Origin of the sequence: Streptomyces sp. V2I9 (assembly GCF_030817475.1) — a bacterium.
Lineage (GTDB): Bacteria > Actinomycetota > Actinomycetes > Streptomycetales > Streptomycetaceae > Streptomyces.
This window is the reverse complement of the sequence record NZ_JAUSZJ010000002.1, coordinates 2,337,010-2,363,714: the sequence shown is the minus strand read 5'-3', so window position 1 is coordinate 2,363,714 and position 26,705 is coordinate 2,337,010. Positions and strand designations below refer to the sequence as shown.

Sequence of the window (26,705 nt, the reverse complement as noted above, 5' to 3'; positions counted from 1 at the left end):
CGCGGGCCGGTCGCCGGCCCGCGCGACGCGCGGGGCGCCCTCCGTCCGGGCAGGTGCGCCGGGGCCCCCTTTCGCATAGGGTTGACGGCTGCCCAGTGCCGTTGAGAAGGGGGCCCCGGTGGCCGCGCAGGATGCCGCTGTCGAATCGCTGCGGGACCGGGAGATCGGTGTCGAACAGGAACATCTCGACCGTGTTTACCACCGCCTCGAAGAGAAGATCGACGAGGCGGAATTCCTCATGGAGGACGCCGTCAAGCGCGGCCAGGTCGGTACCCCCGGCGCGCTCGCGGAGCGGGACGCCCAGGTGTTCCGCGCGGGGATCCACCTCAACCGGCTGAACAGCGAGTTCGAGGACTTCCTGTTCGGGCGGATCGACCTGCTGCTCGGCAAGGACGGGGAGCGCGGTCCGGACGGCGCGTACACCTCCGTCGAGCCGGCCGACGACGCCGTGCGCGACGACGCCACCGCCGACATCGCCGAGACGCTCCACATCGGCCGGATCGGGGTCCTGGACTCCGACTACGCGCCGCTGGTGATCGACTGGCGCGCCCCGGCCGCCGCACCGTTCTACCGCTCCACCCCGAAGGATCCGGGCCGGGTCGTGCGCCGCCGGGTCATCCGCTCCAAGGGCCGCCAGGTCCTCGGGGTCGAGGACGACCTGATGCGCCCGGAACTGACGGCGTTCCTGGGGGGCGAGAAGCTGCCCGTCATCGGGGACGGCGCGCTGATGGCGGCCCTCGGCCAGGCCCGCAGCCACACCATGCGGGACATCGTCTCCTCCATCCAGGCCGAACAGGACCTGGTCATCCGGGCCCCCGCCGCCTCCGTCACCGAGGTCACCGGCGGCCCCGGCACCGGCAAGACCGCGGTCGCGCTGCACCGGGCCGCGTACCTGCTCTACCAGGACCGGCGGCGGTACGCGGGCGGCATCCTGATCGTCTCGCCGACCCCGCTCCTGGTCGCGTACACCGAAGGAGTGCTGCCCTCGCTCGGCGAGGAGGGCCAGGTCGCCATCCGTGCGATCGGCTCGCTCTCCGACGACGCGGCGGGCCTCGAAGGCGCCACCGCCTACGACGAACCGGCCGTCGCCCGGATCAAGGGCTCCTCCCGGATGCTCCCCGTGCTGCGCAAGGCGGCCCGAGGAGCGCTCGAACAGGGCCGGCCCGCCGCGCCCCGCCGGGAGACGGGGCAGCTCTCGTTCGGCGAGGAGCCCGAGGACGGTCCGGCCACCGCGGCCGCGACCCCGAACCGGCTGCGCGTGGTCGCCTTCGGGGGCCGGATCGAGCTGGAGGCCGACGAGCTGCGGCGCATCCGCAACAACGTGCTGGGCGGCACCGCCCCGGTCAACCTGCTGCGCCCGCGCGCCCGCAAACTGCTGCTGGACGCCCTGTGGAACAAGTCGTCCGGGCGCGGCCGCTACACCGATCCCGAACTCGCCGCCGAGCTGCGCTCGTCGTTCGACGAGGACGTCTCCACCGAGACCCCGTTCCTGGAGTTCCTGGACGCCTGGTGGCCCGAACTGACGCCGCGCCGGGTGCTGGCGGCGATGGCCGACGAGCGGCGGCTGGCCCGCTGGTCCCGGCGCGTCCTCAACCAGGGTGAGGCGCGCCGCCTGGCCCGGTCGCTGAGGCGGCTCGACGCGGCGGGCGAGGGCCCGCTCTCCGTGCACGACGTGGCGCTCCTGGACGAGCTCCAGGCGCTGCTCGGCACCCCGGCCCGGCCCCGGCGCAAGCGCGAGGCCGATCCGCTGGACCAGCTCACCGGTCTGGAGGAGCTGATGCCGCAGCGCGAGGAGACCCAGTGGGAGCGGGCCGAGCGGCTGGCGGCGGAGCGCACCGAGTACGCCCACGTCATCGTCGACGAGGCGCAGGACCTCACGCCGATGCAGTGGCGCATGGTCGGCCGCCGGGGCAGGCACGCCACCTGGACGGTCGTCGGCGACCCGGCCCAGTCGTCCTGGTCCGACCCGGACGAGGCCGCCGCCGCCCGAGACGAGGCGCTCGGCTCCCGGCCGCGCCGCCGCTTCACACTGACCGTCAACTACCGCAACCCGGCGGAGATCGCGGAGCTGGCCGCGAAGGTGCTGGCGCTGGCGATGCCGGGCATGGAGTCCCCGGCGGCGGTGCGCTCGACCGGGGTGGTGCCGCGCTTCGAGCCGGTACGCGGCGGGGACCTGGCCGCCACGGTCCGCGAGGAGGCCGCTCGGCTGCTCGCGGAGGTGGACGGCACGGTCGGCGTGGTCGTCGCGATGGACCGGCGCGCCGAGGCCCGCGCGTGGCTCGCGGAGCTGGGGGAGCGGGTCGTGGCGCTGGGCAGCCTGGAGGCCAAGGGCCTGGAGTACGACGCCACGGTGGTCGTCTCGCCCGCGGAGATCGCCGACGAGTCCCCGGCCGGCCTGCGGGTGCTGTACGTGGCGCTGACCCGCGCGACGCAGCAGCTCACGGTGGTCTCGGGGGAGCGGGACCTGCCGGACGGGAACGGGGTCCCGGACCTGCTGCGGGACTGACGGACGAGGCGCGGGACCCGGTCGGCAGGGGGTCCGGGCGGGTTTCGTACGTCAACCCGTCGCACGGGAATCACTTTTCCGGGGTCTTTGTTACCGTGGTACTGGCACCGGCCCGATCCAAGCCCCCGGGCCCAACCTTAGTCGCTTCGAGCGACCACTTGCCGCGAGGCGAGCATGGCGGGCCGGTGCCACCTGGACGAAGAAGACAGACCCGCGTCACCTGCTGGTGGCGCGGGTCTGTTCTCGTTCAGGGGCTCGCGGGTCTCCTTCAGGGGCGCACCGCCTTCCCCGACCCGCTTCACGGGCCCACCGGCCGCCTCTGCGGCCCCTCGGGGGTTCCGCCGAACGGGTGAGTTCTCGTATGGTGGAAACGGCTTTCCGAAAGGCGGCAGTCATTACCGGCTACCGGCCGGTAGGTGCGACGATCGGGAAGCACATCCGGAGCGTGGGTTCCGTATGTGCGGCAATGAAGCTCGGAAAAGCGAAGGACTCGGCCATGGCAACGGCGCCCAGCGTCTCGTACTCGATGACGGTCAGGCTGGAGGTGCCCGCGAGCGGCACCGCGGTCTCCCAGCTCACCACGGCCGTGGAGTCGTCCGGGGGCTCGGTCACCGGCCTCGACGTGACCGCGTCCGGCCACGAGAAGCTGCGGATCGACGTCACCATCGCCGCCTCCTCCACCTCGCACGCGGACGAGATCGTCGAAGGCCTGCGTGACATCGACGGTGTGGTGCTGGGGAAGGTCTCCGACCGTACGTTCCTCATGCACCTCGGCGGCAAGATCGAGATGGCGTCCAAGCACCCCATCCGCAACCGCGACGACCTCTCGATGATCTACACCCCCGGCGTCGCGCGGGTCTGCATGGCCATCGCGGAGAACCCCGAGGACGCGCGCCGCCTCACCATCAAGCGCAACTCCGTCGCAGTTGTGACGGACGGCTCCGCCGTGCTCGGCCTCGGCAACATCGGCCCGAAGGCCGCGCTGCCCGTCATGGAGGGCAAGGCCGCCCTCTTCAAGCGCTTCGCCGGCATCGACGCCTGGCCGCTCTGCCTGGACACCCAGGACACCGACGCGATCGTCGAGATCGTCAAGGCCATCGCCCCCGGCTTCGCCGGCATCAACCTGGAGGACATCTCCGCGCCGCGCTGCTTCGAGATCGAGGCCCGGCTGCGGGAGGCCCTCGACATCCCCGTCTTCCACGACGACCAGCACGGCACCGCGATCGTGGTGCTGGCCGCCCTCACCAACGCCCTGCGCGTGGTGGGCAAGGACATCGGGGACGTACGGGTCGTCATGTCCGGTGCGGGAGCGGCCGGTACGGCCATCCTGAAGCTGCTGCTCGCCGCGGGCGTCAAGCACGCGGTCGTCGCCGACATCCACGGAGTCGTGCACGCCGACCGTGAGGACCTGGTCGCCGCCGACCCGGACTCGCCGCTGCGCTGGATCGCCGACAACACCAACCCCGAGGGCGTCACCGGCACCCTCAAGCAGGCCGTTGTCGGCGCCGACGTCTTCATCGGCGTCTCCGCCCCGAACGTCCTGAACGGCGACGACGTGGCCGCGATGGCGGACGGAGCGATCGTGTTCGCGCTTGCGAACCCGGACCCCGAGGTCGATCCCGCGGTCGCCCGCCGCACGGCGGCGGTCGTCGCCACCGGCCGCTCCGACTTCCCCAACCAGATCAACAACGTGCTGGTCTTCCCGGGTGTCTTCCGCGGTCTGCTGGACGCCCAGTCCCGCACCGTCAACACGGAGATGATGCTCGCCGCGGCCGGCGCCCTCGCCGACGTGGTCGCCGAGGACGAGGTCAACGCGAACTACATCATCCCCTCCGTCTTCAACGACAAGGTCGCCGGCGCCGTCGCGGGCGCCGTCCGGGCCGCCGCGAAGGCCGCCGGCGCCTCCGCGACCGCCCCCCCGGCGGCGGTCTGACGCCGCCGTTTGGGCCCTCTTTCGGGGGGTACGCGAGAGGCATCCCGGCCCGCACCCGCCCGCGCCGCACGGCGCGTCGCGGGTCGCGGCGCCCCAAACGCCCCTTTAGGGTGGGCGGGCAGTGGGCCCTGCGGGGCCCGGCATCCGCTGCGGACCGCTCGGCCAAGTCGACGGAGCGTCACCACGAGCAAACCGTGGCGCTTTTCATCGACCTCGAAGGGTTCCGGATTGGCTTTCCCGCCGCTGGTGGGGGCAGGATGCGTAATCGGGCGAGAGGGTCTGACATCAGACCCGGGTCCGGGGACTGTCAGAGGGCCCTGGCAGCATCGGCTTCGATCTCACGCCTCACAGGCAAGAAGAACACGGGAGTAACAACATGAACCGCAGTGAGCTGGTGGCCGCCCTGGCCGACCGCGCCGAGGTGACGCGCAAGGACGCCGACGCCGTGCTGGCCGCGCTCGCCGAGACCGTCGGTGAGGTCGTCGCCAAGGGTGACGAGAAGGTCACCATCCCCGGCTTCCTGACCTTCGAGCGCACCCACCGTGCCGCTCGCACCGCTCGGAACCCGCAGACCGGCGACCCGATCAACATCCCCGCCGGCTACAGCGTGAAGGTCTCCGCGGGCTCGAAGCTCAAGGAAGCCGCCAAGGGCAAGTAACCCCACGGCACGAAGGCCACGGGCGCACCGCCCCTGGCACGGCGAGGGCGGCCACTCCTGACCAGGAGTGGCCGCCCTCGCGCATGCCAGGGGCACATGCGCCCTCGTACGCGTCCGCCCCGTACACGCGCCCCGCACGCGCCCGGAGGCCCCGGATGCCCCCGCACGCCCTCGCCGCCCCTGCCCGGGACGCCCACGGCCCCGCGCCGCCCGTGCGGGGCTGCCGGGGGTCCGGCGTGTCCTGCCTCGCCCGGTCCGTCCCCGCCGCGCCCGTACGGCCTCGCAGGGCCCCTCCGACGCCCGACAGCCCGCCGCCCCGGCTCCGAGACCGGAACCGGGGCGGCGGACTGCTCACGGGGGACCGCGGTGCGCAGCGCTGTGTGCGGCAGCACTGTGCGCCCGACGGGCGTGAGGGTGGTTCAGACGAGTGAACCGCCCGGCAGCTCGACCTTCGCGCCGAGCTTCTCCAGCTTCTCCATGAAGTTCTCGTAACCACGGTTGATCAGGTCGATGCCGTGCACCCGTGAGGTGCCCTGCGCCGCCAGCGCCGCGATCAGGTACGAGAAGCCGCCCCGGAGGTCCGGGATGACCAGGTCCGCGCCCTGCAGCTTGGTCGGGCCCGAGACGACCGCCGAGTGCAGGAAGTTGCGCTGGCCGAAGCGGCAGTCCGAGCCGCCCAGGCACTCGCGGTAGAGCTGGATGTGCGCGCCCATCTGGTTGAGCGCGGAGGTGAAGCCGAGCCGCGACTCGTACACCGTCTCGTGGACGATGGACAGCCCCGCCGCCTGCGTCAGCGCCACGACCAGCGGCTGCTGCCAGTCGGTCTGGAAGCCGGGGTGCACGTCCGTCTCCAGCGCGATGGCGTTGAGCGCGCCGCCCGGGTGCCAGAAGCGGATGCCCTCGTCGTCGATCTCGAAGGCCCCGCCGACCCGGCGGTAGGTGTTCAGGAAGGTCATCATCGAGCGCTGCTGGGCGCCGCGCACGTAGATGTTGCCCTCGGTCGCCAGCGCCGCCGACGCCCAGGAGGCCGCCTCCAGACGGTCCGGGATCGCCCGGTGGGTGTACCCGTCGAGCCGGTCGACACCGGTGATCCGGATGGTCCGGTCGGTGTCCATGGAGATGATCGCGCCCATCTTCTGCAGTACGCAGATGAGGTCCTCGATCTCCGGCTCGACGGCCGCGTTGGACAGCTCGGTGACGCCCTCCGCGAGGACGGCGGTGAGCAGCACCTGCTCGGTGGAGCCCACCGAGGGGTACGGCAGCCGGATCTTGGTGCCGCGCAGCCGCTGCGGGGCCTCCAGGTACTGGCCGTCCGCCCGCTTCTCGATGGTCGCGCCGAACTGGCGCAGCACCTCGAAGTGGAAGTCGATCGGGCGGCCGCCGATGTCGCAGCCGCCCAGGCCGGGGATGAAGGCGTGGCCGAGGCGGTGCAGCAGCGGGCCGCAGAAGAGGATCGGGATGCGCGACGACCCCGCGTGGGCGTCGATGTCGGCGACGTTGGCCGACTCCACGTGCGAGGGGTCGAGGATCAGTTCGCCGGGCTCGTCGCCGGGGCGGACCGTGACGCCGTGCAGCTGGAGAAGCCCCCGGACCACCCGTACGTCACGGATGTCGGGAACGTTGCGGAGGTGGCTGGGCCCGCTGCCGAGCAGCGCGGCGACCATGGCCTTCGGCACCAGGTTCTTGGCGCCTCGGACGCGGATCTCGCCCTCCAGCGGGGTGCCGCCGTGGACAAGCAGGACATCGTCTGTGCCGGTCATGTATCTCGCGTTCCGGAGTGGTCGGGCAGGGGGGCCAACGAAAAGGGTAATGGCCTCCTACCCCCGTTCCGGTAGGCGAAGGGGGGTGTGCGGACATCGTGGAAGCGCCGCGACACCCTCCGCGTATCCGATCTTGCGGAGGGTCACCGTCCGGATGGCCGCCCCCGTCGTGACGCCCGGTGCGCTCCCCATGCCCCCGTGCGCCCTGAGCTGCGCTGGCTCTTCCGAGGGCGGCATCACGCTCACTCGGCTCCCGCGACGGGTGAAGATGCGGGATCATTCGAGCCATGACCGAGGTGTCCTCGCTCACAGGGCGGCTGCTCGTGGCCGCACCCGCCCTCACGGACCCGAATTTCGACCGCGCGGTGGTGCTGCTCCTCGACCACGACGAGGAGGGCTCCCTCGGTGTGGTCCTCAACCGCCCCACCCCGGTGGGCGTCGGCGACATCCTCGCGCCCTGGGCCGCCCTGACCGGGGAGCCGGACGTCGTCTTCCAGGGCGGGCCGGTCTCGCTCGACTCGGCGCTGGGCGTGGCGGTGATCCCCGGCGACGAGGGCCCGCTCGGCTGGCGGCGGGTGCACGGGGCGATCGGCCTGGTCGATCTGGAGACCCCGCCGGAGCTGCTGGGGCCCGCCCTCGGCTCGCTGCGGATCTTCGCCGGGTACGCGGGCTGGGGGCCGGGCCAGCTGGAGGGCGAGCTGAACGAAGGCGCGTGGTACGTGGTCGAGTCGGAGCCCGGCGACGTCTCCGCGCCGCACCCCGAGCGGCTCTGGCGCGCGGTGCTCCGCCGCCAGCGCAGCGAGCTCGCGATGATCGCCACGTATGCGGACGATCCCTCGCTCAACTGACCGGACGCCCTTCCGTTCGACCGGGGGTGACCCTTCGCTCAACCTCGGGCCGTCTCTTTCAGTACCCTTGGCGGTTATGAGCACTCTTGAGCCCGATCGCGGGGCAGGTACGGGGACCCTCGTCGAGCCGACGCCGCAGGTGTCGAGGGGCGACGGCGACCACGAGCGCTACGCCCACTACGTCCAGAAGGACAAGATCATGGCGAGCGCCCTGGAGGGCACTCCCGTGGTCGCGCTGTGCGGCAAGGTCTGGGTACCGGGGCGCGACCCCAAGAAGTACCCGGTCTGCCCCATGTGCAAGGAGATCTACGAGTCCATGGGCGCCGGCGGCGACAAGGACAAGGGCAAGGGCGGCAAGGACAAGAAGTAGGACCGGCTCCTTCCTCCCCCGAAGGCCCCCGGAGCGTACGACACGTGCGCGCGGGGGCCTTTCGCATGCCCGCTCACGGACGGTGACCGGATGGTGGCGTTGCACGGGCTGCATCCGCTGGTCACAGAGTGGTCGAGACCACTTGTCGTCGCCCCGGAGACGGATCTACTCTCCTGCCAGTTGTGCAGAACGAAACGCACGTTGCACATGATGCAACACATGACCGGTAGGGGTTCCGGATGAAGCTTTCTGCCCGAATTGCCACCCCGGCTGCGGCGCTTGTGCTGGCCGGCCTCACCGCCACCGCCTGCGCGCCGCAGACCTCCGACACGAGTGCGAAGGGTGACGACAAGAGCGGCACCCTCCGTGTCTGGCTCTTCCAGGAGGTCGGCAACAAGCCCAAGGAGAAGGTCGTCGACGCGGCCGTCGCCGACTTCGAGAAGGCCCACAAGGGTGCGAAGGTCGAGATCGAGTACATACCCGTCGACACCCGCGCGCAGCGCATGAAGGCCGCGTTCAACGACCCCGAGAGCGCCCCCGACCTCATCGAGTACGGCAACAGCGACACCGCCGGATACGTCAAGGACGGCGGACTCGCGGACATCACCGAGGAGTTCGGCGCCTGGGACGAGGCCAAGGACACCGACCCGATCGCCAAGCAGTCCGTCACCGTCGGGGACAAGGTCTACGGCGCGCCCTTCTTCGTCGGCGTCCGGGCCCTCTACTACCGCACCGACGTCTTCAAGGACCTCGGCATCGACGCCCCCAAGTCCCAGGCCGAGCTGATCTCCACCGCCAAGAAGATCCGCAAGGCCAAGCCCGACCTCTACGGCCTCGCGGTGGGCGGCGCGTACACCTACGGCGCGATGCCCTTCATCTGGGCCAACGGCGGCGAACTCGCGGGCGAGACCGGCGGCACGTACACGTCCGGCATCAACAGCGAGAAGTCCCGCAAGGGCATCGAGGCGTACACCTCCCTCTTCGGCGACGACAACTGCCCGGCCGCCAAGTGCGCCTCCATGGGCGGCAACGCCACCGTGACCGCCTTCGCCTCCGGCAAGGCCGCCATGGCCATCGGCGGCGACTTCAGCCACGCGGCCGTCGAGGCCGGCGCGGTCAAGGGCAAGTACGCCGTCGTCCCGCTGCCCGGCGTCGCCGAGGGCTCCATCGCCCCGGCCTTCGCGGGCGGCAACAACCTCGGCGTCCTCAAGAGCAGTTCCCACCGCACCCTCGCCGTCGACCTGATGAAGTCGCTGTCCGGCAAGAAGACCCAGGCCGCGATGTTCGACGCGATGGGCTTCCTGCCCACCTACACCGACGTCCTGGACAACGCCGCGAAGAAGGAGCCGTTCGTCGCCCCGTTCGTCCGGACCCTGGGCGCGGGCGCCAAGTTCGTCCCCGCCTCCCCGGCCTGGGGCCAGATCGACGCCTCGCTGATCCTGCCGACGATGTTCCAGGAGATCGTCTCCGGCCGTAAGGACGTGGCGACGGCCTCGGACGACGCGGCGAAGAAGATGGACGCGGCCTTCACCGAAGCCGGCTGACGATGACCACGCACACCTCTCCGCTCAAGGCCCCGCCCGCGGGCGCGGCCGGGGCGGGCAGCGGCTCCCCGGCCGCGCGCCCGCCCCGGCGCGGCCGGTCCGTCTCGCCCAAGGGGCACTCCGGCTGGACCCCCTGGCTCTACCTGCTGCCCGCCCTCGTCCTGCTCGCCGGGCTGCTGGTCTACCCGATCTACCAACTCGGCCTGATCTCGTTCCTGGAGTACACCCAGGCCCAGGTCAGCGGCGGCGAACCGACCACCTTCCAGGGGTTCGGCAACTACGCCACCCTCTTCGAGGACAGCCAGTTCTGGCAGGTCCTCCTCGCCACCGTGGTCTTCGCGGCGGCCTGTGTGGTCTCCACGCTGTTCGTCGGCTGCGCGCTCGCCGTGCTGCTCACCCGCATCCGCGCCCTGCCCCGGCTCGCGCTGATGATGGCCGCGCTCGGCGCGTGGGCCACCCCCGCGATCACCGGCTCCACCGTCTGGGTCTTCCTCTTCGACCCCGACTTCGGACCGGTCAACAAGGTGCTGGGGCTGGGCGACTTCTCCTGGACGTACGGCCGCTACAGCGCCTTCGCGCTCGTGCTGATGGAAGTCCTGTGGTGCTCGTTCCCGTTCGTGATGGTCACCGTGTACGCGGGCATCCGGGCCATCCCCACCGAGGTGCTGGAGGCCGCCTCGCTGGACGGCGCGTCCCAGTGGCGGATCTGGCGCACCATCATGGCGCCGATGCTCAAGCCCATCCTCATCGTCGTCACCATCCAGTCGATCATCTGGGACTTCAAGGTCTTCACCCAGATCTACGTCATGACCAGCGGCGGCGGCATCGCCGGCCAGAACCTGGTGCTCAACGTGTACGCGTACCAGAAGGCGTTCGCGTCCTCGCAGTACAGCCTCGGATCGGCCATCGGTGTCGTGATGCTGGTGATCCTGCTGGCCGTCACGCTGGTCTATCTGCGCCTGGTGCGGCGCCAGGGGGAGGAACTGTGAGCGCGACGACCGACAGCGCCGTGCCCGAGCGGACCGTACGCGGCGGTACGCGGGGGAGCGGCGGCATCGCCGGGCTCCTGCGCGTCAAGCGCCCCGGCAGGCTGGCCGCCGAGGCCGCCGCCCTCCTGATCGCCGTCGCGGTCGCCTTCCCGCTGTACTGGATGGTGCTCTCCGCGTTCAAACCGGCCGGGGAGATCCAGTCCACCGACGCCCGCCCCTGGACGCTCGCCCCCTCGCTCGACTCGTTCCGCCGGGTCTTCGAACAGCAGGACTTCGGGCGCTACTTCCTCAACAGCCTGTTGGTGGCGGGCACCGTCGTCATCCTCTCCGCGCTGGTCGCCTTCCTGGCCGCCACCGCCGTGACCCGGTTCCGCTTCAGGTTCCGCACCACGCTGCTGATCATGTTCCTGGTCGCGCAGATGGTGCCGGTCGAGGCGCTGACCATCCCGCTGTTCTTCCTCATGCGGGACTTCGGCCAGCTCAACACCCTCGGCTCGCTGATCCTGCCGCACCTGGCCTTCTCGCTGCCGTTCGCCATCTGGATGCTGCGCGGCTTCGTCAAGGCCGTCCCCGAGGCACTGGAGGAGGCCGCCTACATCGACGGGGCGAGCCGCACCCGGTTCCTGTGGCAGATCCTCTTCCCGCTGGTCTTCCCGGGCCTCGTGGCGACCAGCGTCTTCTCCTTCATCACCACCTGGAACGACTTCCTGTTCGCGAAGTCCTTCATCATCAGCGACACCTCCCAGTCGACGCTGCCGATGGCGCTGCTGGTCTTCTTCAAACCGGACGAGAACGACTGGGGAGGGATCATGGCAGGCTCGACGGTGATGACCATCCCCGTACTGGTCTTCTTCGTACTCGTACAGCGACGCCTCGTCTCCGGACTGGGTGGCGCGGTTAAGGACTGACGTCATGACACCCGAGAACCCCCTGGTCACGGGCGCCGTGGACACCGCGGCCCTCGGCCTCGTCCCGGCCCCGCGCACCCTGACCGCGGCCGCCGCCGGACCGTACCCGCTCGACTGCACCACTCCGCTGACCGCCGGGCCCGGCACCGAGGGCGTCGCCCGCTGGCTGCGCGCCACCCTCGGCCCGGCCACCGGCCTGCCCTTCCCCGAGGGCGACGGCACGGGCGCGGGCGACGGCTCGGGCACCGGCTCCACCGGGCGGGGCATCGTGCTGGCCCTCGACGCCTCGCTCGCCCCCGAGGGCTACCGCCTGGCCGTCGAGGCGAACGCCGTACGCATCACGGGCGGCACCGCGGCCGGCGTCTTCCACGGCGCGCAGACCCTCCGTCAGCTCCTGGGCCCCGACGTCTTCCGGCGCGCGCCCCTCACGCCGGGCGGCACCCGGGAGGTCCCGCCGGTCCTCGTCGAGGACGAACCCCGCTTCGGCTGGCGCGGCATGATGCTCGACGTGTCCCGGCACTTCCTGCCCAAGGACGACGTCCTGCGCTACCTGGACCTGCTGGCCGCCCACAAGCTGAACGTCTTCCACTTCCACCTCACCGACGACCAGGGCTGGCGCATCGAGATCGAGCGCTACCCGCGCCTGACCGAGGTCGGCTCCTGGCGCTCGCGCACCAAGTACGGCCACCGGGCCTCCGACCTGTGGGACGAGACCCCCCACGGCGGTTTCTACACCCGGGACGACATCCGCGAGATCGTCGCCTACGCCGCCGAGCGGCACATCCGGGTCGTCCCCGAGATCGACATACCGGGCCACTCGCAGGCCGCGATCAGCGCCTACCCCGAACTGGGCAACACCGACGTCGTCGACACCACCGCCCTCTCCGTCTGGGACACCTGGGGGGTCAACCCGAACGTCCTCGCCCCCACCGACATCACCCTGCGCTTCTTCGAGGGCGTCCTGGAGGAGGTGCTCGAACTCTTCCCGGCCGAGACCTCGCCGTTCGTCCACATCGGCGGCGACGAGTGCCCCAAGGACCAGTGGAAGGCGTCCCCGGCGGCCCGGGCCAGGATCGCCGAACTCGGTGTGAAGGACGAGGACGGCCTCCAGTCCTGGTTCATCCGCCACTTCGACTCCTGGCTCACCGCCCGCGGCCGCCGCCTCATCGGCTGGGACGAGATCCTGGAGGGCGGCCTCGCCGAAGGGGCGGCCGTCTCCTCCTGGCGCGGCTACGCCGGCGGCATCGCGGCCGCCGAGGCCGGGCACGACGTGGTCATGTGCCCCGAGCAGCAGGTGTACCTGGACCACCGTCAGGACGGCGGCCCCGACGAACCGATGCCCATCGGATACGTACGGACCCTGGAGGACGTCTACCGCTTCGAGCCCGTCCCGCCGGGCCTGAGCGAGGAGGCGGCCCGTCACATCCTGGGCGCCCAGGCCAACGTGTGGACCGAGGTCATGCAGAACCGGGACCGCGTCGACTACCAGGTCTTCCCGCGCCTCGCCGCGTTCGCCGAGGTCGTCTGGTCCGCCCTCCCCGCCCCGGCCGAACGGGACTTCGCCGCGTTCGACGCCCGGATGACCGCCCACTACGCCCGGCTCGACGCCCTCGGCGTCGACTACCGCCGCCCGGGCGGTCCGCTGCCCCGGCAGCGGCGCCCCGGCGTACTGGGCCGCCCGATCGAGGGAGCCCCGCCGGTGGTCTGACCCCGCACCGGCCCGTCGGCCGCAGCCGTCCTCCGGGGCGGCTGCGGCCGACGCGCGTTCGGGACCGGCACCACCACCGGCGCCGCTCGCGGACCGCCCCTGCCGCGAGGGGGACGCGAAACGCATAAGTCGTACAACCCTCGCTGAAGAGTGGCAATTCACCCTCGGCGCAGAAGACCTGGCAAACCGGAGCATCCCGCAGGTCAGGGACGGAACCGTCCTTCGCGGACCCTCGCGTCGGTCCGCTCGGAAGATGTGCCAGAGTTGCCACGTCCGGGCTGTGAGCACGTACCGTACGGCGGAACAGGCCAGACAGCCGGGAGACCGGGAAGGGGCAGCTGGGTTGACCACGCACGCACCGCAGGCGGCGCAGACGGTGACGCTGCCGGCCTCGTTGGACGAGGCCGTGGCGGCACTCGGCGCCATGCCCGCAGCCGTACCGGTCGCCGGGGGAACGGACCTGATGGCGGCCGTCAACAAGGGGCTCCTGCGCCCCTCCGCGCTGGTCGGCCTCGGCCGGATCAGCGAGCTGCGCGGCTGGCACTACCAGGACGGCCACGCCCTCCTCGGCGCCGGGCTCACCCACGCCCGCATGGGCCGCCCCGACTTCGCCGCCCTCATCCCCGCCCTCGCTGCCTCCGCCCGCGCCGCCGGACCGCCCCAGATCCGCAACGCGGGCACGCTCGGCGGCAACATCGTCACCTCCGCGCCCACCGGCGACGCCCTGCCCGTGCTGGCCGCTCTGGAGGCCGAGCTCGTCGTCGCGGGCCCCGGCGGCGTCCGCCGCGAGATCCCCGTCTCCCACCTGCTCGCCGGCCGCGAGATGCTGGAGCCCGCGGAGCTGATCGGCTTCGTCCGCGTACCGCTGCTGCACGCCCCGCAGGTCTTCCTCAAGGCCACCGGCCGCACCGGCCCCGGCCGCGCCACCGCCTCGGTCGCCATCGTCCTGGACCCGGCCCGGCGCGGCGTGCGCTGCGCGGTCGGCGCGATCGCGCCGATGCCGCTGCGCCCGCTGGAGGCGGAGCGCTGGATCGCCTCGCTGATCGACTGGGACGGCGAACGCGGGCTGGCCCCCGACGCGCTGGCCGCCTTCGGCGAGTACGTCGCCGCCGCCTGCATCCCGGACCACGCACCACCGGCCGACGGTACAGAGGCCCCGCCGCTGTCCCCGGCCGTCCTGCACCTGCGGCGTACCGTCGCCGCGCTCGCCCGACGCGCGCTGGGGAGGGCACTGTCGTGAGCAATGAGGAAAACCCCAACCAGCACGACCAGCACGATCAGTACGGGTGGCAGGGGCACTCCGAGGGCCCGGACTCCCGGTACGGCGGCTGGGAGCCGACCTCGCAGGGCGACGGCTTCGACGCCGACGCCACCGCGTTCGTGCACATCCCGCCGGAGGACCTGGCGGACATCCCGCTGGCCGCGCCCGGCCACGGGTACGTGCCCCCGATGATCGTGCCGCTGACCCCGGCCGCCGGTCTCGACCCGGCGGCGACGGGCAGCTGGGTGGTCCAGACGCAGGCTCAGCAGGCCGAGGCCGAGCAGCGCGCCCGGGAGGCCGCCGCCCACCAGGGGGCCGGTGCGATCCACTGGCCCGACCCGAACCAGCAGGGCGGCGTCCCGAGCGGCTACCAGGGCCCGTACGAGGACACCTCGCACGCCACGGCCCAGTGGAACTTCACGGAGGTGCTGGGGGAGACGCCGACCGCCCCGGCGGCCGGGCACCACGACGCCCTGGACGGGCAGAGCCCCCCCGGACCCGTCGATCACACGGGCCACACCGGGCACACCGGGCACGTGGACTACGCGGGTCACACGGACGACTTCGGCCACGCGGGGAACGCGAGCCGGACCGACCACGCCGACCAGCTCGACCACACGGGCCACGCCGACCCCGTGGGCCACACCGCGCACACCGACGACTTCGGTCACAGCGATCCCGCGGGTCACACGGGCCAGTGGACGGTTCCTGCGGCGGACGGGGACCTCCCGGACGCATCGGACGCCTTCCCGGTCCCGGCGCAGGCGCAGGCGTCGCCGTGGTACGGGGACAGCGCCCGTCCGGCGACGCTGCCCGGCGGAGCCCCCGCACCCTGGGCCGCGCAGACCCCCGAACCGGCCCCGGTGCCGGAGCCGGAGACCGATCCCGTAGCCGTTCCCGAACCCCGGCAGACCACCGAAGCCGAACCGGTGGCGGACGGTCGGGCGGACGAACCGGCGGAGCGGGCGGAGCAGTCGGACGAGGCGGCCGGCCCGGCGGAAGCGGAACAGGAATCCGCGGCCGTTCCCGGACCCGACGCCCCCGATGCCGCTGCCGTGGCCGAGGTTTCCCCGGCCGGGGCGGACACGCGGGACGGCACGGCCACCGGGCCCGCCCCCGAGGCCGCCGACGCACACGCGGCACCGTTCACCACTCCCGACGCGGCCCCGGACACCCCGGAACCGGAACGTGAACCGGAATCGGGTTCGAGCCCGGACCCGGACCCGGAAGCAGTGCCCGCCCCGGCCCCCGCCCCCCTCGACGCGCCGAGCGAGCACCCCGCGGCCTCCTACGTGCTGCACGTGAACGGCGCGGACCGCCCGGTCAGCGACGCCTGGGTCGGCGAGTCCCTCCTCTACGTGCTCCGCGAGCGCCTCGGCCTGGCCGGAGCCAAGGACGGCTGCTCGCAGGGCGAGTGCGGCGCCTGCAACGTCCAGGTCGACGGCCGGCTGGTCGCCTCCTGCCTGGTTCCCGCCGCCACCGCCGCCGGCAGCGAAGTGCGTACGGTCGAGGGCCTCGCCGTCGACGGCGAGCCCTCCGACGTCCAGCGCGCGCTGGCCTCCTGCGGAGCCGTGCAGTGCGGTTTCTGCATCCCCGGCATGGCGATGACCGTCCACGACCTCCTGGAGGGCAACCACGCCCCCACGGAGCTGGAGACCCGCCAGGCCCTCTGTGGCAACCTCTGCCGCTGCTCCGGCTACCGGGGCGTGCTCGACGCGGTGGCGGACGTCGTCGCGGCCCGCGAGGCGAGCGCCGAGGCGGCCGCGGCGCCGCCGGACGAGGCGCGCGTCCCGCACCAGGCCGAACCGGGTGCCGGCGGCGTACAGCAGGGGCCGCACCCGCACGAGGGAGAGGCGCTGTGAGCCACGCCCGCGGCGCCGCCGGACAGCACCGGCAGCAGCACACGCACCACGACCACGCGAACCCAGGGCTCACCTCCCGTCGCCTCGCCGGCGGGGCGAACGACAAGGAGGCGGCGTGAGCGGCGACGCGGCCACCGCGGCCAACGCGACCAGCACCAGCCTGCCCAGGATCGACGCGCTGGCAGGCGCACCGGGCGGGGGCCCCGGCCCCGACCAGGAGCCGCCCCAGCAGGGCCTGGGGGCGTCGCTGCGCTCCGCGGACACCCGTGCCAAGACCGAGGGCACCTTCCCGTACGCCGCCGACCTCTGGGCCGAGGGCCTGCTCTGGGCGGCCGTGCTGCGCTCCCCGCACCCCCACGCGCGCATCCTGTCCATCGACACCTCGGGGGCCGAGGAGATGCCCGGCGTGCGGGCGGTCGTCACCCACGAGGACGTGCCGGGGGACGGCACCTACGGCCGCCACGTCGTGGACCGGCCGGTGTTCGCCTCCGACCTGGTGCGTCACCACGGCGAGCCGATCGCCGCCGTCGCCGCCGACCACCCGGACACCGCCCGGCTGGCCGCCGCCGCCATCGCCGTACGGTACGAGGTGCTGGAGCCGGTCACCGACCCGGAGAAGGCGTTCGCCGCAGAGCCGCTGCACCCCGAGGGCAACCTGATCCGGCACATCCCGCTGCGCTACGGCGACCCGGAGGCGACCGGTGAGGTCGTCGTCGAGGGCCTGTACCGCATCGGCCGCCAGGACCCGGCCCCGATCGGGGCGGAGGCCGGTCTCGCCGTGCCCCGCCCGGACGGCGGCGTGGAGATCTACACCGCCTCCACCGACCCGCACACCGACCGCGACCTGATCGCCGCCTGCTTCGGCCTGGAGCCCGACCGGGTCAAGGTCGTCGTGACCGGGGTGCCCGGCGCGACCGGCGACCGCGAGGATCCGGGCTTCCAGATCCCGCTGGGGCTGCTCGCCCTGCGTACCGGCTGCCCGGTGAAACTGGCCGCGAGCCGCGAGGAGTCCTTCCTCGGCCACACCCACCGCCACCCCTCCCTCCTGCGCTACCGCCACCACGCGGACGCGGACGGCCGGCTGGTCAAGGTGGAGGCGCAGATCCTGCTGGACGCGGGCGCGTACGCGGACGCCTCGTCGGAGTCGCTGGCGGCGGCCGTGGCGTTCGCCTGCGGCCCGTACGTCGTGCCGCACGCCTTCATCGAGGGCTGGGCGGTCCGGACGAACAACCCGCCGTCCGGTCATGTACGCGGCGAGGGCGCGATGCAGGTGTGCGCGGCGTACGAGGGCCAGATGGACAAGCTGGCCGCCAAGCTCGGCATCGACCCGGCCGAACTCCGCCTCCGCAACACCCTGTCCACGGGCGACATCCTGCCCACGGGCCAGACGGTGACCTGCCCGGCCCCGGTGGCCGAACTGCTCCGGGCCGTCCGTGACTTCCCCCTCCCCGTCCTGCCCAAGGACGGTCCGGAGGACGACTGGCTGCTGCCGGGCGGCCCGGAGGGCGCGGGGGAGCCCGGAGCGGTGCGCCGGGGCGTGGGCTACGGCGTGGGCATGGTCCACATGCTCGGCGCCGAGGGCGCGGACGAGGTCTCCACGGCCACGGTCCGGGTCCACGACGGCGTGGCCACGGTGATCTGCGCGGCGGTCGAGACGGGTCAGGGCTTCACCACGCTGGCCCGGCAGATCGTCCAGGAGGTCCTGGGCGTCGACGAGGTCCACGTGGCCGCGGTCGACACCGACCAGCCGCCCGCCGGTCCGGCCACCCACGGCCGGCACACCTGGGTGTCGGGCGGGGCGGTGGAGCGCGCGGCGAAGATGGTCCGCACCCAGCTCCTCCAGCCGCTGGCCCACAAGTTCGGCATGTCCACCGAGCTGCTCCAGATCGCGGACGGCAAGATCACCTCGTACGACGGCGTACTGTCCACGACGGTCGCCGAGACGCTGGACGGCAAGGAACTGTGGGCCACCGCCCAGTGCCGGCCCCACCCCACGGAGCCGCTGGACGAGTACGGCCAGGGCGACGCGTTCGTGGGCCTCGCGTTCTGCGCGGTACGGGCCGTGGTCGACGTCGACATCGAGCTCGGCTCCGTCCGCGTGGTCGAGATGGCGGTCGCCCAGGACGTCGGCCGCGTCCTGAACCCGGCGCAGCTGGCGACCCGTATCGAGGCGGGCATCACCCAGGGCATCGGCGCGGCCCTCACGGAGAACCTCCGCACCGCGAAGGGGCTGATCCGCCACCCCGACCTGACCGGCTACGCACTCCCGACCTCGCTGGACGCCCCGGACATCCGGATCGTGAAGCTGATCGAGGAACGCGACGTGGTGGCCCCCTTCGGCGCCAAAGCCGCCTCCGCCGTCCCGGTCGTCACGGCCCCCGCCGCGGTCGCCGCAGCGGTCCGCGCGGCAACGGGCCGCCCGGTGAACCGGCTCCCGATCAGGCCGCAGGCGGCGGTGGCGACGCCGAAGGGGTGACAGCGGCGCGTCCGTTCCGGCGGCGGTCCCTGAACCCGGCGGGGACCGCCGGCAACGCTCGCACCGAGGTCGTACCGGGAACTGGAGCTGCTGCCCCCGCCGCTCGCACCGGGCACGAGGCCCCCCGCGCTCGCGGACTTCCCCTCCGTGAGGCGCGGAGAACGGACCGGCCGCCCCCGTGGCGGGGACGGCCGGTTCGTGGTGGAGACCGTGACCGGATTCGAACCGGTGTAACTCGAGTTGCAGTCGAGCCCCTGAGCCTCTCGGGCACACGGTCGGGGGTGGCGCGGTGTTCCTTGTTCCTCCGCCGACAACGACGCTACGGGCCCCCGGGCCCCCGCCTCAAGGATTCCGGACCGCACGCAATACGACTGCCATGCCCCGTTCACAACCGGGCCGGGGCCCGTCCGCCCCGGCCCGTGGGGGCCGGACCCCCGGACCTACGACCAAGGGCCGAGCGCGGGACCGTACATCGACAGGGCCCAAACCCGCCGACGCCCCTTACGCTGAGGTCATGACCGCCCTCGAACCCCGTGACGGCACCGAAGCCGCCCACCTCGCGCTGCCCGCGACCGACGCCACTTCCCCCGACCCGCTGTCCGATCTTCCGCGCGAGGCCGTCGAGGGGGTCCTCGGGCGCACCTACCGGGCGCTGAGCATCGGCATCGTGTCCGTGGTGTTCCTCATCGCGTTCGAGGCCACGGCGGTCGGTACGGCCATGCCGGTCGCCGCCCGCGAGCTGAACGGGATCCCGCTCTACGCGTTCGCCTTCTCCGCGTACTTCACCACCAGCCTCTTCGCCATGGTCCTCTCCGGGCAGTGGGCCGACCGGCGCGGGCCGCTCCAGCCGCTCGCCACCGGGATCACCGCCTTCGGCGCGGGTCTGCTGCTCTCCGGGGCGGCCGGCGGCATGTGGGTCTTCATCGCGGGCCGGGCCGTCCAGGGCCTCGGCGGCGGGCTGGTCATCGTCGCGCTGTACGTGGTCATCGGGCGGGCCTACCCCGAACGCATCCGGCCCGCGATCCTGGCCGCCTTCGCCGCGAGCTGGGTGATCCCCTCCGTCGTCGGACCGCTGGCCGCCGGCACCGTGACCGAGCAGCTCGGGTGGCGCTGGGTCTTCGTCGGCATCCCCGTGCTCATCGTGATCCCGCTCGCGCTGGCCCTCCCGGCGATCCGGCGCACGGCCTCCGGACCCGCCGGCCCGGCCGCCGCCGCGGAGCCGTACGACCGCCGCCGCATCCGGCTCGCCCTCGGGATCTCGGCCGGGGCGGGGCTGCTCCAGTACGCGGGGCAGGAGCTGAGCTGGTTCGCCCTCCTGCCCGCCGCCGTCGGCGTCGCCCTGCTGGTGCCCGCCGTCCGCGGTCTCCTGCCCGCCGGGACCGCGCGGGCGGCGCGCGGGCTGCCCTCGGTGGTCCTGCTGCGCGGGGTCGCCGCCGGGTCGTTCATCGCCGCCGAGTCCTTCGTCCCGCTGATGCTGGTCACCCAGCGCGGACTGTCCCCGACGATGGCCGGGCTGTCGCTGGCCGTGGGCGGGGCGACCTGGGCGCTCGGGTCGTTCGTCCAGTCCCGGCCCCGCATGGAGGCGCACCGGGAGCGGCTGATGGTGACCGGCATGCTGCTCGTCGCCGCCTCGATCGCCGTGGCGCCCTCCGTGCTGATCGAGGGCGTTCCGGTCTGGACCGTCGCCGTCGCCTGGGCCTTCGGCTGCTTCGGGATGGGGATGGTGATCGCCTCCACCAGCGTGCTGCTGCTCAAGCTGTCGGCCCCCGAGGAGGCGGGCTCCAACTCCGCCGCCCTCCAGATCTCCGACGGCCTCTCCAACGTGCTGCTGCTCGCCATCGGCGGCGCGGCCTTCGCGGCCCTCGGCGGCAAGGCTCTCGGCGCGGGCGGCCCACGGCGCGGTGGAGGCCGGCGCCGCAGGTTCGCACCCGGGCGCGTTCGCGGCGGTGTTCCTGCCGATGGCCGGGGTGGCGCTGGTGGGGGTGTGGGTGGCTACGCGGGTCGTCGTCCGGGAGAAGTAGCGGTATCACCGTGACCCCATGGATGGTGCTCTTTCGGTAGGGCTACCGACATGGTCGAGGCCGACCAGGATGTCGACCAGGATGAGGCGTACAAGCTCGTCATCGAGGTGGCCATGGGCGGTCTTGAGGACGTGGATCTGATCGCGGGGCGGCTGAGGGCGCTGCACGACGCGATGTGAGCACGGTCTCGTCCGGCGTCGCCGCAGCTTGTTCGTACCGGGTTCCGACCGGGCCCCCGGTAGGGTGGCCCGGTTGTCGTATCGCGGGTCGGGCCGATCGGGCCGGGCCCGGTGCGGACACCGCCCCACGCACCCGAGAGCCCCGAACCGGAGACCGTGACTACTACCACCGCCTCCCACCACCTCTCACCCGCCTTTCCCGGCCGCGCCCCCTGGGGGACCGCCGGCAAGCTGCGAGCCTGGCAGCAGGGCGCCATGGAGAGGTACGTCCAGGAGCAGCCGCGCGACTTCCTCGCCGTCGCGACGCCCGGAGCCGGCAAGACCACGTTCGCGCTGACCCTCGCGTCGTGGCTGCTGCACCACCACGTCGTGCAGCAGATCACCGTCGTCGCCCCCACCGAGCACCTCAAGAAGCAGTGGGCGGAGGCGGCCGCGCGGATAGGGATCAAGCTCGACCCCGAGTACAGCGCCGGTCCGCTGAGCAAGGAGTACCACGGGGTCGCCGTGACGTACGCGGGTGTCGGCGTCCGGCCGATGCTGCACCGCAACCGCTGCGAGCAGCGCAAGACGCTGGTGATCCTCGACGAGATCCACCACGCCGGTGACTCGAAGTCCTGGGGCGAGGCCTGCCAGGAGGCGTTCGACCCGGCGACCCGGCGGCTCGCGCTGACCGGTACGCCGTTCCGCTCGGACACCAACCCGATCCCGTTCGTCCAGTACGAGGAGGGCAACGACGGCATCCGCCGCTCCTCCGCCGACTACACCTACGGCTACGGCAACGCCCTCGCGGACGGCGTGGTCCGCCCGGTGATCTTCCTCAGCTACAGCGGCAACATGCGCTGGCGTACGAAGGCCGGGGACGAGATCGCCGCCCGGCTCGGCGAGCCGATGACCAAGGACGCCATCGGCCAGGCGTGGCGTACCGCGCTCGCTCCCACCGGCGAGTGGATCCCCAACGTGCTCGCCGCGGCCGACAAGCGGCTCACCGAGGTCCGCAAGGGCATTCCCGACGCGGGCGGCCTTGTCATCGCGACGGACCAGGACTCGGCCCGCGCGTACGCCAAGATCCTCAAGAAGGTCACCGGCGAGACGCCGACCGTGGTCCTCTCCGACGAGAAGGCCGCCTCCAAGAAGATCGACCGGTTCAGCGCCGACGATTCGCGCTGGATGGTCGCGGTCCGCATGGTGTCCGAAGGCGTCGACGTGCCCCGCCTCGCCGTCGGCGTGTACGCCACCACCATCTCCACGCCCCTGTTCTTCGCGCAGGCCGTCGGCCGCTTCGTACGCTCCCGCAGGCGCGGCGAGACCGCCTCGGTCTTCCTGCCGACCATTCCGATGCTCCTCGACTTCGCCAACGAGATGGAGGTCGAGCGCGACCACGTCCTCGACAAGCCGAAGAAGGGCGGCGACGAGGAGAACCCGTTCTCCGAGGAGGACAAGCTCCTCGCCGACGCCGAGAGGCTGGAGGACGAGGAGACCGAGGAGCAGCTGCCTTTCGAGGCCCTGGAGTCCGACGCCGTCTTCGACCGGGTGCTGTACGACGGCGCCGAGTTCGGCATGCAGGCCCACCCCGGCTCCGAGGAGGAGCAGGACTACCTCGGCATCCCCGGCCTGCTGGAGCCGGACCAGGTGCAGCTCCTGCTCCAGAAGCGGCAGAGCCGGCAGATCGCGCACAGCCGCCAGAAGCCGGCCGAGGAGGCCGACCTCCTGGAGAAGCCCGCCGAGGCCCGGCCCGTGGTCACGCACAAGCAGCTGCTGAGCCTGCGCAAGCAGCTCAACACGATGGTCTCCGCCTACACGCACCAGAGCGGCAAACCGCACGGCGTGATCCACAACGAACTTCGCCGCGTGTGCGGCGGCCCGCCGAGCGCGGAGGCCACGGCCCACCAGATCCAGACGCGCATCGCCAAGGTCCAGGAATGGGCGACGCGGATGACGTGAGCGGGAGGACGGGCCTGTGGGGGGAGAGGGCGGGACGCTTCTGCGGAGAGCGTCCCGCCCTCCTTCCCCTCTTCTCTGTTCCGGCCTGGCTGTCAGCCGTTCGTCGGGGCGGGGATCCGGGCGGGCAGCGCGGCTTCGGCCGCACAGCCGAGCTCCTCGGTCAGGCCGCGGGCGACGTCGTTGAGGACAGCCATGCGGTCGTCGGGCGTGGAGCCGGGGGCCAGCTGACCTCCGGACGAGTACATGCTCGCCCTGACGAAGGGCAAGGTGCCTTTGAGCCCCTTGGTCGAGCAGGAGAAGTACAGGTTTGCCCCCATCACGCCATTGATCTCGGCGTAGGACCCCAGAGGATAGACGAGGCGATCGCTTTCCGCTTTCCGCGCTTCCTCGTCGGGTGCGGGGTGGCTCTCCGACGGTTCGAATTCGACTATCAGAAGTGGAATTCCTCTATTATCGCCCGCTTTGTAGACCCAGCAGGCGTTGCGTTCCTTCGCGCTCCGGTGAAGTCTTTTCGCCGCCAGTCGCAAAGAGAACTTGGTCGCGTCTCCCAGCTGATTGGTTCCGGTGAGCTCGGTGAAATGATCTGTCGATGCCAGACGGGCGAGGGCTGCCGCCGATGGCGGGTGCAGCGTGCTGTCACACACCTGTGAGGCAGAGAGTGTCGCTTTCTCATTGCTTCCGTCGTCGGTGCAGGCGGCGACCATGAAAAACATCAGGGTTCCGCAGAGCATCCGGGGAGTTCTGTTGCGCATGGCATTCGCTTCCTCAGAGGAATGTTGTGTCAGGCGGGCAGGCGTCAGTCCTTGTAGGCGGGGCGTCCCCGATAGTCGTTCTGTAGAGATCCGGTACCGAAATAGCTGTACTCGATCTGCTGCGACCAATTTTGGCGATTCAACTCGGCCTTGACTTCGGAGTCCGGCCCGATGTACGCGGCGTAGGCATCGGCCTGCTGTTGGATTGCCAGCGAATGAAATCTCTGGCTGGTGACCTGTGCCTGCTCTGTCGGATCCTCCTCGGCCTTGTCGATTCCCTTGTCGACCTGGTGCCCGACGAAGGTGCTGACCGCGTTGCCGATCGTTTCCGCAGCCACCGGCGCGATCGCGATGGCCGCTCCGGTCGAACCTGGCACGGGCAGCGCGGCGATACCGCCTCCTACCACGGCCCCGGCGCCCAGCTTGACCCAGTCACCGGAGCGGCCCAGCGACTTGTTCTGCTCCTCCGCGTTGTCCTTGTACGTCGCTTCCGCCTGCTGTACGCGAGAGTGGTCGAGGATGCCTCGCACCTCACTGCCGGTTGTCAGGGCGTCATGCGCCTTGTCGATGTTTGCCTCGCTGCTGGGCGGGTGGGCGTCCAGCATGCTCAGCGTGTACAAATGCTGTGCTGCGGAGACGGCTCCGTGCGAGGTCTCGTCCTGGCCGATCACGCTGAGGAAATTGAGAGCTCCTTGTTCACCGAAGTCGGCCCGCCCCTGATACTTCGGTGGGAAGGTTTCCTCGTTCTTCGCCCGGTCGCCGACACCTGACATGCTGTAGTCGATGTCATCGATGTATGCGGCCCCCATCTTGCCGAGACTCAGCGCGAGTTCGGACTGATCGTGCAGCATCTTCGGCCCGTCCTCGCTCCCGTACAGGAAAACGACCTGCTCCATGACGCCGGCTGTTTCCGCAGTGCGCATATCGCGGTTGCCGGGGGTCATCGGATCCTTGGAGACCATCGGCTCGGCATCGTAGACGTACCCGGTGGTGGCCGCCTCCAGGGCGTGGCCGAGGGATTCATGACCAGCGGTGAACTTGTCGTCGCCACCCATGGTATAGGCATCCGACAGCCAAATACGTTCCTTCGTCAGGTACTTGAAGTTCTCGTTCAGCTCGGATTCTTTGTCGACACTCGATCCGGCACCGGCCGGCTGGGCGAAGAAGTCGGTCGCGGCGCCAGGGTTGTGACCTAGGGCTTCCATGAACCCGGTCATGGGGTCGCGGCCCCGGTCGTTCTTGCTGGAGAAGTTCAGGTCGCCGTGGTTCCAGTTGTTGATCCACGGGCTCATGTTTTCGACGTTGCGTTCCTTGTCATACGCCACGAGCTTCTCGCCGTATTCGTTGAGGAACCGGTCGTCGTAGTCGCCGAACCGCATGAGGTTGCTCATGACGGCGAATCCACGGGGTTTGCTCGCGTGCTCGGTGCCGAGCTCTTCCGGGCCCAGCTCGAGCATCTTCTGCTCCCAGGACCGCATGGCGGCGCTGTCGGAGAGCGTGGCCGTGCCCAGCGCGACGCCCAGGTTCTTCTGGAGGAGCTTGGCCTGTTCCAACCGTTTGGGGTCGGCCCCATAGCCTTGCGCCGGGTCGGCGATTCCGGCGTAGAACGTCAGCAGACCGTCGGGCGTCGTGGAGGTGGCGAGTTTCTCCGCGAACAGGGGGTCCTTGCCGTACGTGACGAGCGTGGCGTTCACCGTGTTCAGCTCGGTTGCCGTGACGTCGGTCGGGTCCTTCTTGAGGATCTTGGCGATCGCCTCGGCCTTGGCGACCGCTTCGGCCGCGGAGTCCCGGTCCTTGTAGTCGGCGCCTGAGAATCCGCGCTCGGCCTGGTCCACGATGAGCCGCAGCGTCTCTGCTGCGGTGGTGTCGCTGCGTGTGGCCTTCCGCAGGATCGCCTGAACCCGGTCGCGCAGGCCTTCCGCTTCCGTCTGGCTGTGCTCGGGGAGGGTGGTGCCCTTGGCGGCACGGTCGGGGTGGATGTTCATCGTGACGGTGAACGACCCGTCGCCGGTGTCCCTGACCGTCAGATTCTTCTTGGCGGCCTGCGAGATCACCTCGGTGAGCTCGTCACGGAAGGAGACCAACTCGTCCCGGGTATCGGCGAGGATGCGGACGACCGTACGGGCCTGGGTGTGGGCATCGGCGAACTCTGCCGCGGTCTTCTCCACGAAGGAGCGTGTGACGGTGGCGTTCTCGCCCGCCCACCGGGCCTTCGCCGCCTTGACGCCCAGGTTGTCCTTGGCGTCTCTCTTGAGGGTCGCGAGCTGCTTGACCATCTGCTCCCAGTCGGTGATCGCCTCACCGAGTGGGGAGAAGTTGCCGAAGCGGAGAGCGTCGAGGTCCATCAGGAGCCCTTCCTCTCATCGAAGCCCGCGTCGAGCGTGGCGATGTTGCTCACCGTTGCCGCGATGTGGACCTCGTCGCCCGCGTGGGCGCCCTTGGTGAAGTCGAGATGGTTGGAGATGTGGGCGGTGGCATCCAATAAGGACCTGGACTGCTCGATCCAGCGCGCGGCCACGTGGTCCAGAGCGCTGCCGAGCGCGAACCCCTGTGCCTTCAGCCCTCCTGCTGCCTTTTGGGAAGCCGCCCGTGCGTGCTCGCTGGTCCGGCCGAAGTCCCGGCGAAGTTCATAGGCGGCGTCTCCGATCGCGGCCAGATCCGTCCGGTTGACTGCCAGGTCCCCCTGCTGGCCTCCGCTCCCTGCACCGCCCGGCTCCGGCGGCGGGTGGTTCAGCTGCATACGCGTCGGCTGTCGGGTGGCCGCATCCGCTTTTAACTGTTCCCATTCGTCCCAAGCCATGGAATCGAACTCCTCCCGTGAGCACCGCCGTTGTCCGTGTACGGCCGCGTGCCAGGAAGCTACCAAGCGGGCGCGGCCCGAGGCGGCCCGGAGCGGAGTCCGGTGTCCGGTTCCGGCCGGAGCGGGGCGGGAGCGGGGGCAAAGAAACCATGGGCCTCTTCATCACGGAACGTTAACGGCAGTTCACCT

19 protein-coding genes, 1 tRNA gene and 1 pseudogene are annotated in these 26,705 nt (G+C 71.5%); 16 read left to right on the top strand and 5 right to left on the bottom strand.

The annotated features are described in order from the left end of the window. Window positions 1–118: 118 nt before the first annotated feature. The 3 genes from QFZ71_RS10365 to QFZ71_RS10355 all read left to right on the top strand — a co-directional run bounded on the left by QFZ71_RS10365 (window position 119) and on the right by QFZ71_RS10355 (window position 5,097). Window positions 119–2,506 carry a UvrD-helicase domain-containing protein gene (locus QFZ71_RS10365; RefSeq protein ID WP_307667966.1) on the top strand — a complete coding sequence of 796 codons (2,388 nt, stop codon included), beginning with the start codon at window positions 119–121 and terminating at the stop codon, window positions 2,504–2,506. A gap of 496 nt (window positions 2,507–3,002) precedes the next feature. Beyond that, window positions 3,003–4,439, top strand: coding sequence for an NAD-dependent malic enzyme (locus QFZ71_RS10360; RefSeq protein ID WP_307667965.1), 1,437 nt, complete (start codon window positions 3,003–3,005; stop codon window positions 4,437–4,439). A gap of 376 nt (window positions 4,440–4,815) precedes the next feature. After that, window positions 4,816–5,097: an HU family DNA-binding protein gene (locus QFZ71_RS10355; protein ID WP_017237029.1), complete on the top strand. Its 282-nt coding sequence runs from the start codon at window positions 4,816–4,818 to the stop codon at window positions 5,095–5,097. Window positions 5,098–5,516: 419 nt separating this feature from the next. Here the strand turns inward: QFZ71_RS10355 and murA are convergent, their stop codons facing one another. After that, complete coding sequence (murA, locus tag QFZ71_RS10350) at window positions 5,517–6,857, bottom strand: UDP-N-acetylglucosamine 1-carboxyvinyltransferase (RefSeq protein ID WP_307667964.1); 1,341 nt, start codon at window positions 6,855–6,857, stop codon at window positions 5,517–5,519. 287 nt (window positions 6,858–7,144) lie between these two features. On the opposite strand from murA, the gene QFZ71_RS10345 reads away from it, so the two are divergent. The 10 genes from QFZ71_RS10345 to QFZ71_RS10300 all read left to right on the top strand — a co-directional run bounded on the left by QFZ71_RS10345 (window position 7,145) and on the right by QFZ71_RS10300 (window position 18,823). After that, window positions 7,145–7,705 carry a YqgE/AlgH family protein gene (locus QFZ71_RS10345; RefSeq protein ID WP_307667963.1) on the top strand — a complete coding sequence of 187 codons (561 nt, stop codon included), beginning with the start codon at window positions 7,145–7,147 and terminating at the stop codon, window positions 7,703–7,705. Window positions 7,706–7,781: 76 nt separating this feature from the next. Then, window positions 7,782–8,075 carry a DUF3039 domain-containing protein gene (locus QFZ71_RS10340; RefSeq protein WP_003968816.1) on the top strand — a complete coding sequence of 98 codons (294 nt, stop codon included), beginning with the start codon at window positions 7,782–7,784 and terminating at the stop codon, window positions 8,073–8,075. A 239-nt stretch (window positions 8,076–8,314) separates the two neighbouring features. Then, the gene (locus tag QFZ71_RS10335) at window positions 8,315–9,619 is read left to right on the top strand and encodes an extracellular solute-binding protein (RefSeq protein ID WP_307667962.1); all 1,305 of its coding nucleotides are present in this window, start codon (window positions 8,315–8,317) and stop codon (window positions 9,617–9,619) included. Between the two features lie 2 nt (window positions 9,620–9,621). Beyond that, window positions 9,622–10,608 carry a carbohydrate ABC transporter permease gene (locus QFZ71_RS10330; protein ID WP_307667961.1) on the top strand — a complete coding sequence of 329 codons (987 nt, stop codon included), beginning with the start codon at window positions 9,622–9,624 and terminating at the stop codon, window positions 10,606–10,608. Window positions 10,609–10,628: 20 nt separating this feature from the next. Next, window positions 10,629–11,516 carry a carbohydrate ABC transporter permease gene (locus QFZ71_RS10325; RefSeq protein ID WP_307671399.1) on the top strand — a complete coding sequence of 296 codons (888 nt, stop codon included), beginning with the start codon at window positions 10,629–10,631 and terminating at the stop codon, window positions 11,514–11,516. Between the two features lie 4 nt (window positions 11,517–11,520). Then, window positions 11,521–13,224: a beta-N-acetylhexosaminidase gene (locus tag QFZ71_RS10320; RefSeq protein ID WP_307667960.1), complete on the top strand. Its 1,704-nt coding sequence runs from the start codon at window positions 11,521–11,523 to the stop codon at window positions 13,222–13,224. A gap of 343 nt (window positions 13,225–13,567) precedes the next feature. Next, entirely contained in the window at window positions 13,568–14,464 is an 897-nt protein-coding gene (locus QFZ71_RS10315) for a xanthine dehydrogenase family protein subunit M (protein WP_307667959.1), read from the top strand. Further along, window positions 14,461–16,347, top strand: coding sequence for a 2Fe-2S iron-sulfur cluster-binding protein (locus QFZ71_RS10310; protein ID WP_307667958.1), 1,887 nt, complete (start codon window positions 14,461–14,463; stop codon window positions 16,345–16,347). The genes QFZ71_RS10315 and QFZ71_RS10310 overlap by 4 nt, the downstream gene beginning before the upstream one ends. Further along, a complete protein-coding gene (locus QFZ71_RS10305; protein ID WP_307667957.1) occupies window positions 16,344–16,466 on the top strand; it encodes a hypothetical protein in 123 nt (40 codons plus the stop codon). The genes QFZ71_RS10310 and QFZ71_RS10305 overlap by 4 nt, the downstream gene beginning before the upstream one ends. Continuing rightward, window positions 16,463–18,823 (top strand): xanthine dehydrogenase family protein molybdopterin-binding subunit, encoded by a 2,361-nt coding sequence (locus QFZ71_RS10300; protein WP_307667956.1) that lies wholly within the window; start codon window positions 16,463–16,465, stop codon window positions 18,821–18,823. The genes QFZ71_RS10305 and QFZ71_RS10300 overlap by 4 nt, the downstream gene beginning before the upstream one ends. Window positions 18,824–19,025: 202 nt before the next feature. On the opposite strand, the gene QFZ71_RS10295 is transcribed toward QFZ71_RS10300, so the two are convergent. Next, window positions 19,026–19,100: transfer RNA gene (locus QFZ71_RS10295), tRNA-Cys, on the bottom strand. A gap of 237 nt (window positions 19,101–19,337) precedes the next feature. Between QFZ71_RS10295 and QFZ71_RS10290 the strand changes: the two are divergent. From QFZ71_RS10290 to QFZ71_RS10280, 3 genes and pseudogenes are all read left to right on the top strand, one after another. Beyond that, window positions 19,338–20,844, top strand: a pseudogene (locus tag QFZ71_RS10290) (MFS transporter). Window positions 20,845–20,894: 50 nt separating this feature from the next. Beyond that, window positions 20,895–21,023, top strand: coding sequence for a hypothetical protein (locus QFZ71_RS10285; protein WP_373465099.1), 129 nt, complete (start codon window positions 20,895–20,897; stop codon window positions 21,021–21,023). A 156-nt stretch (window positions 21,024–21,179) separates the two neighbouring features. Continuing rightward, complete coding sequence (locus QFZ71_RS10280; RefSeq protein WP_307667955.1) at window positions 21,180–22,964, top strand: DEAD/DEAH box helicase; 1,785 nt, start codon at window positions 21,180–21,182, stop codon at window positions 22,962–22,964. Between the two features lie 92 nt (window positions 22,965–23,056). On the opposite strand, the gene QFZ71_RS10275 is transcribed toward QFZ71_RS10280, so the two are convergent. The 3 genes from QFZ71_RS10275 to QFZ71_RS10265 are packed head-to-tail and all read right to left on the bottom strand — an operon-like array spanning window position 23,057 to window position 26,516. Further along, complete coding sequence (locus QFZ71_RS10275) at window positions 23,057–23,716, bottom strand: hypothetical protein (RefSeq protein WP_307667954.1); 660 nt, start codon at window positions 23,714–23,716, stop codon at window positions 23,057–23,059. A 44-nt stretch (window positions 23,717–23,760) separates the two neighbouring features. Beyond that, the gene (locus tag QFZ71_RS10270) at window positions 23,761–26,061 is read right to left on the bottom strand and encodes a DUF6571 family protein (RefSeq protein WP_307667953.1); all 2,301 of its coding nucleotides are present in this window, start codon (window positions 26,059–26,061) and stop codon (window positions 23,761–23,763) included. Then, a complete protein-coding gene (locus QFZ71_RS10265; RefSeq protein WP_307667952.1) occupies window positions 26,061–26,516 on the bottom strand; it encodes a hypothetical protein in 456 nt (151 codons plus the stop codon). The genes QFZ71_RS10270 and QFZ71_RS10265 overlap by 1 nt, the downstream gene beginning before the upstream one ends. Between the last annotated feature and the right edge of the window lie 189 nt (window positions 26,517–26,705).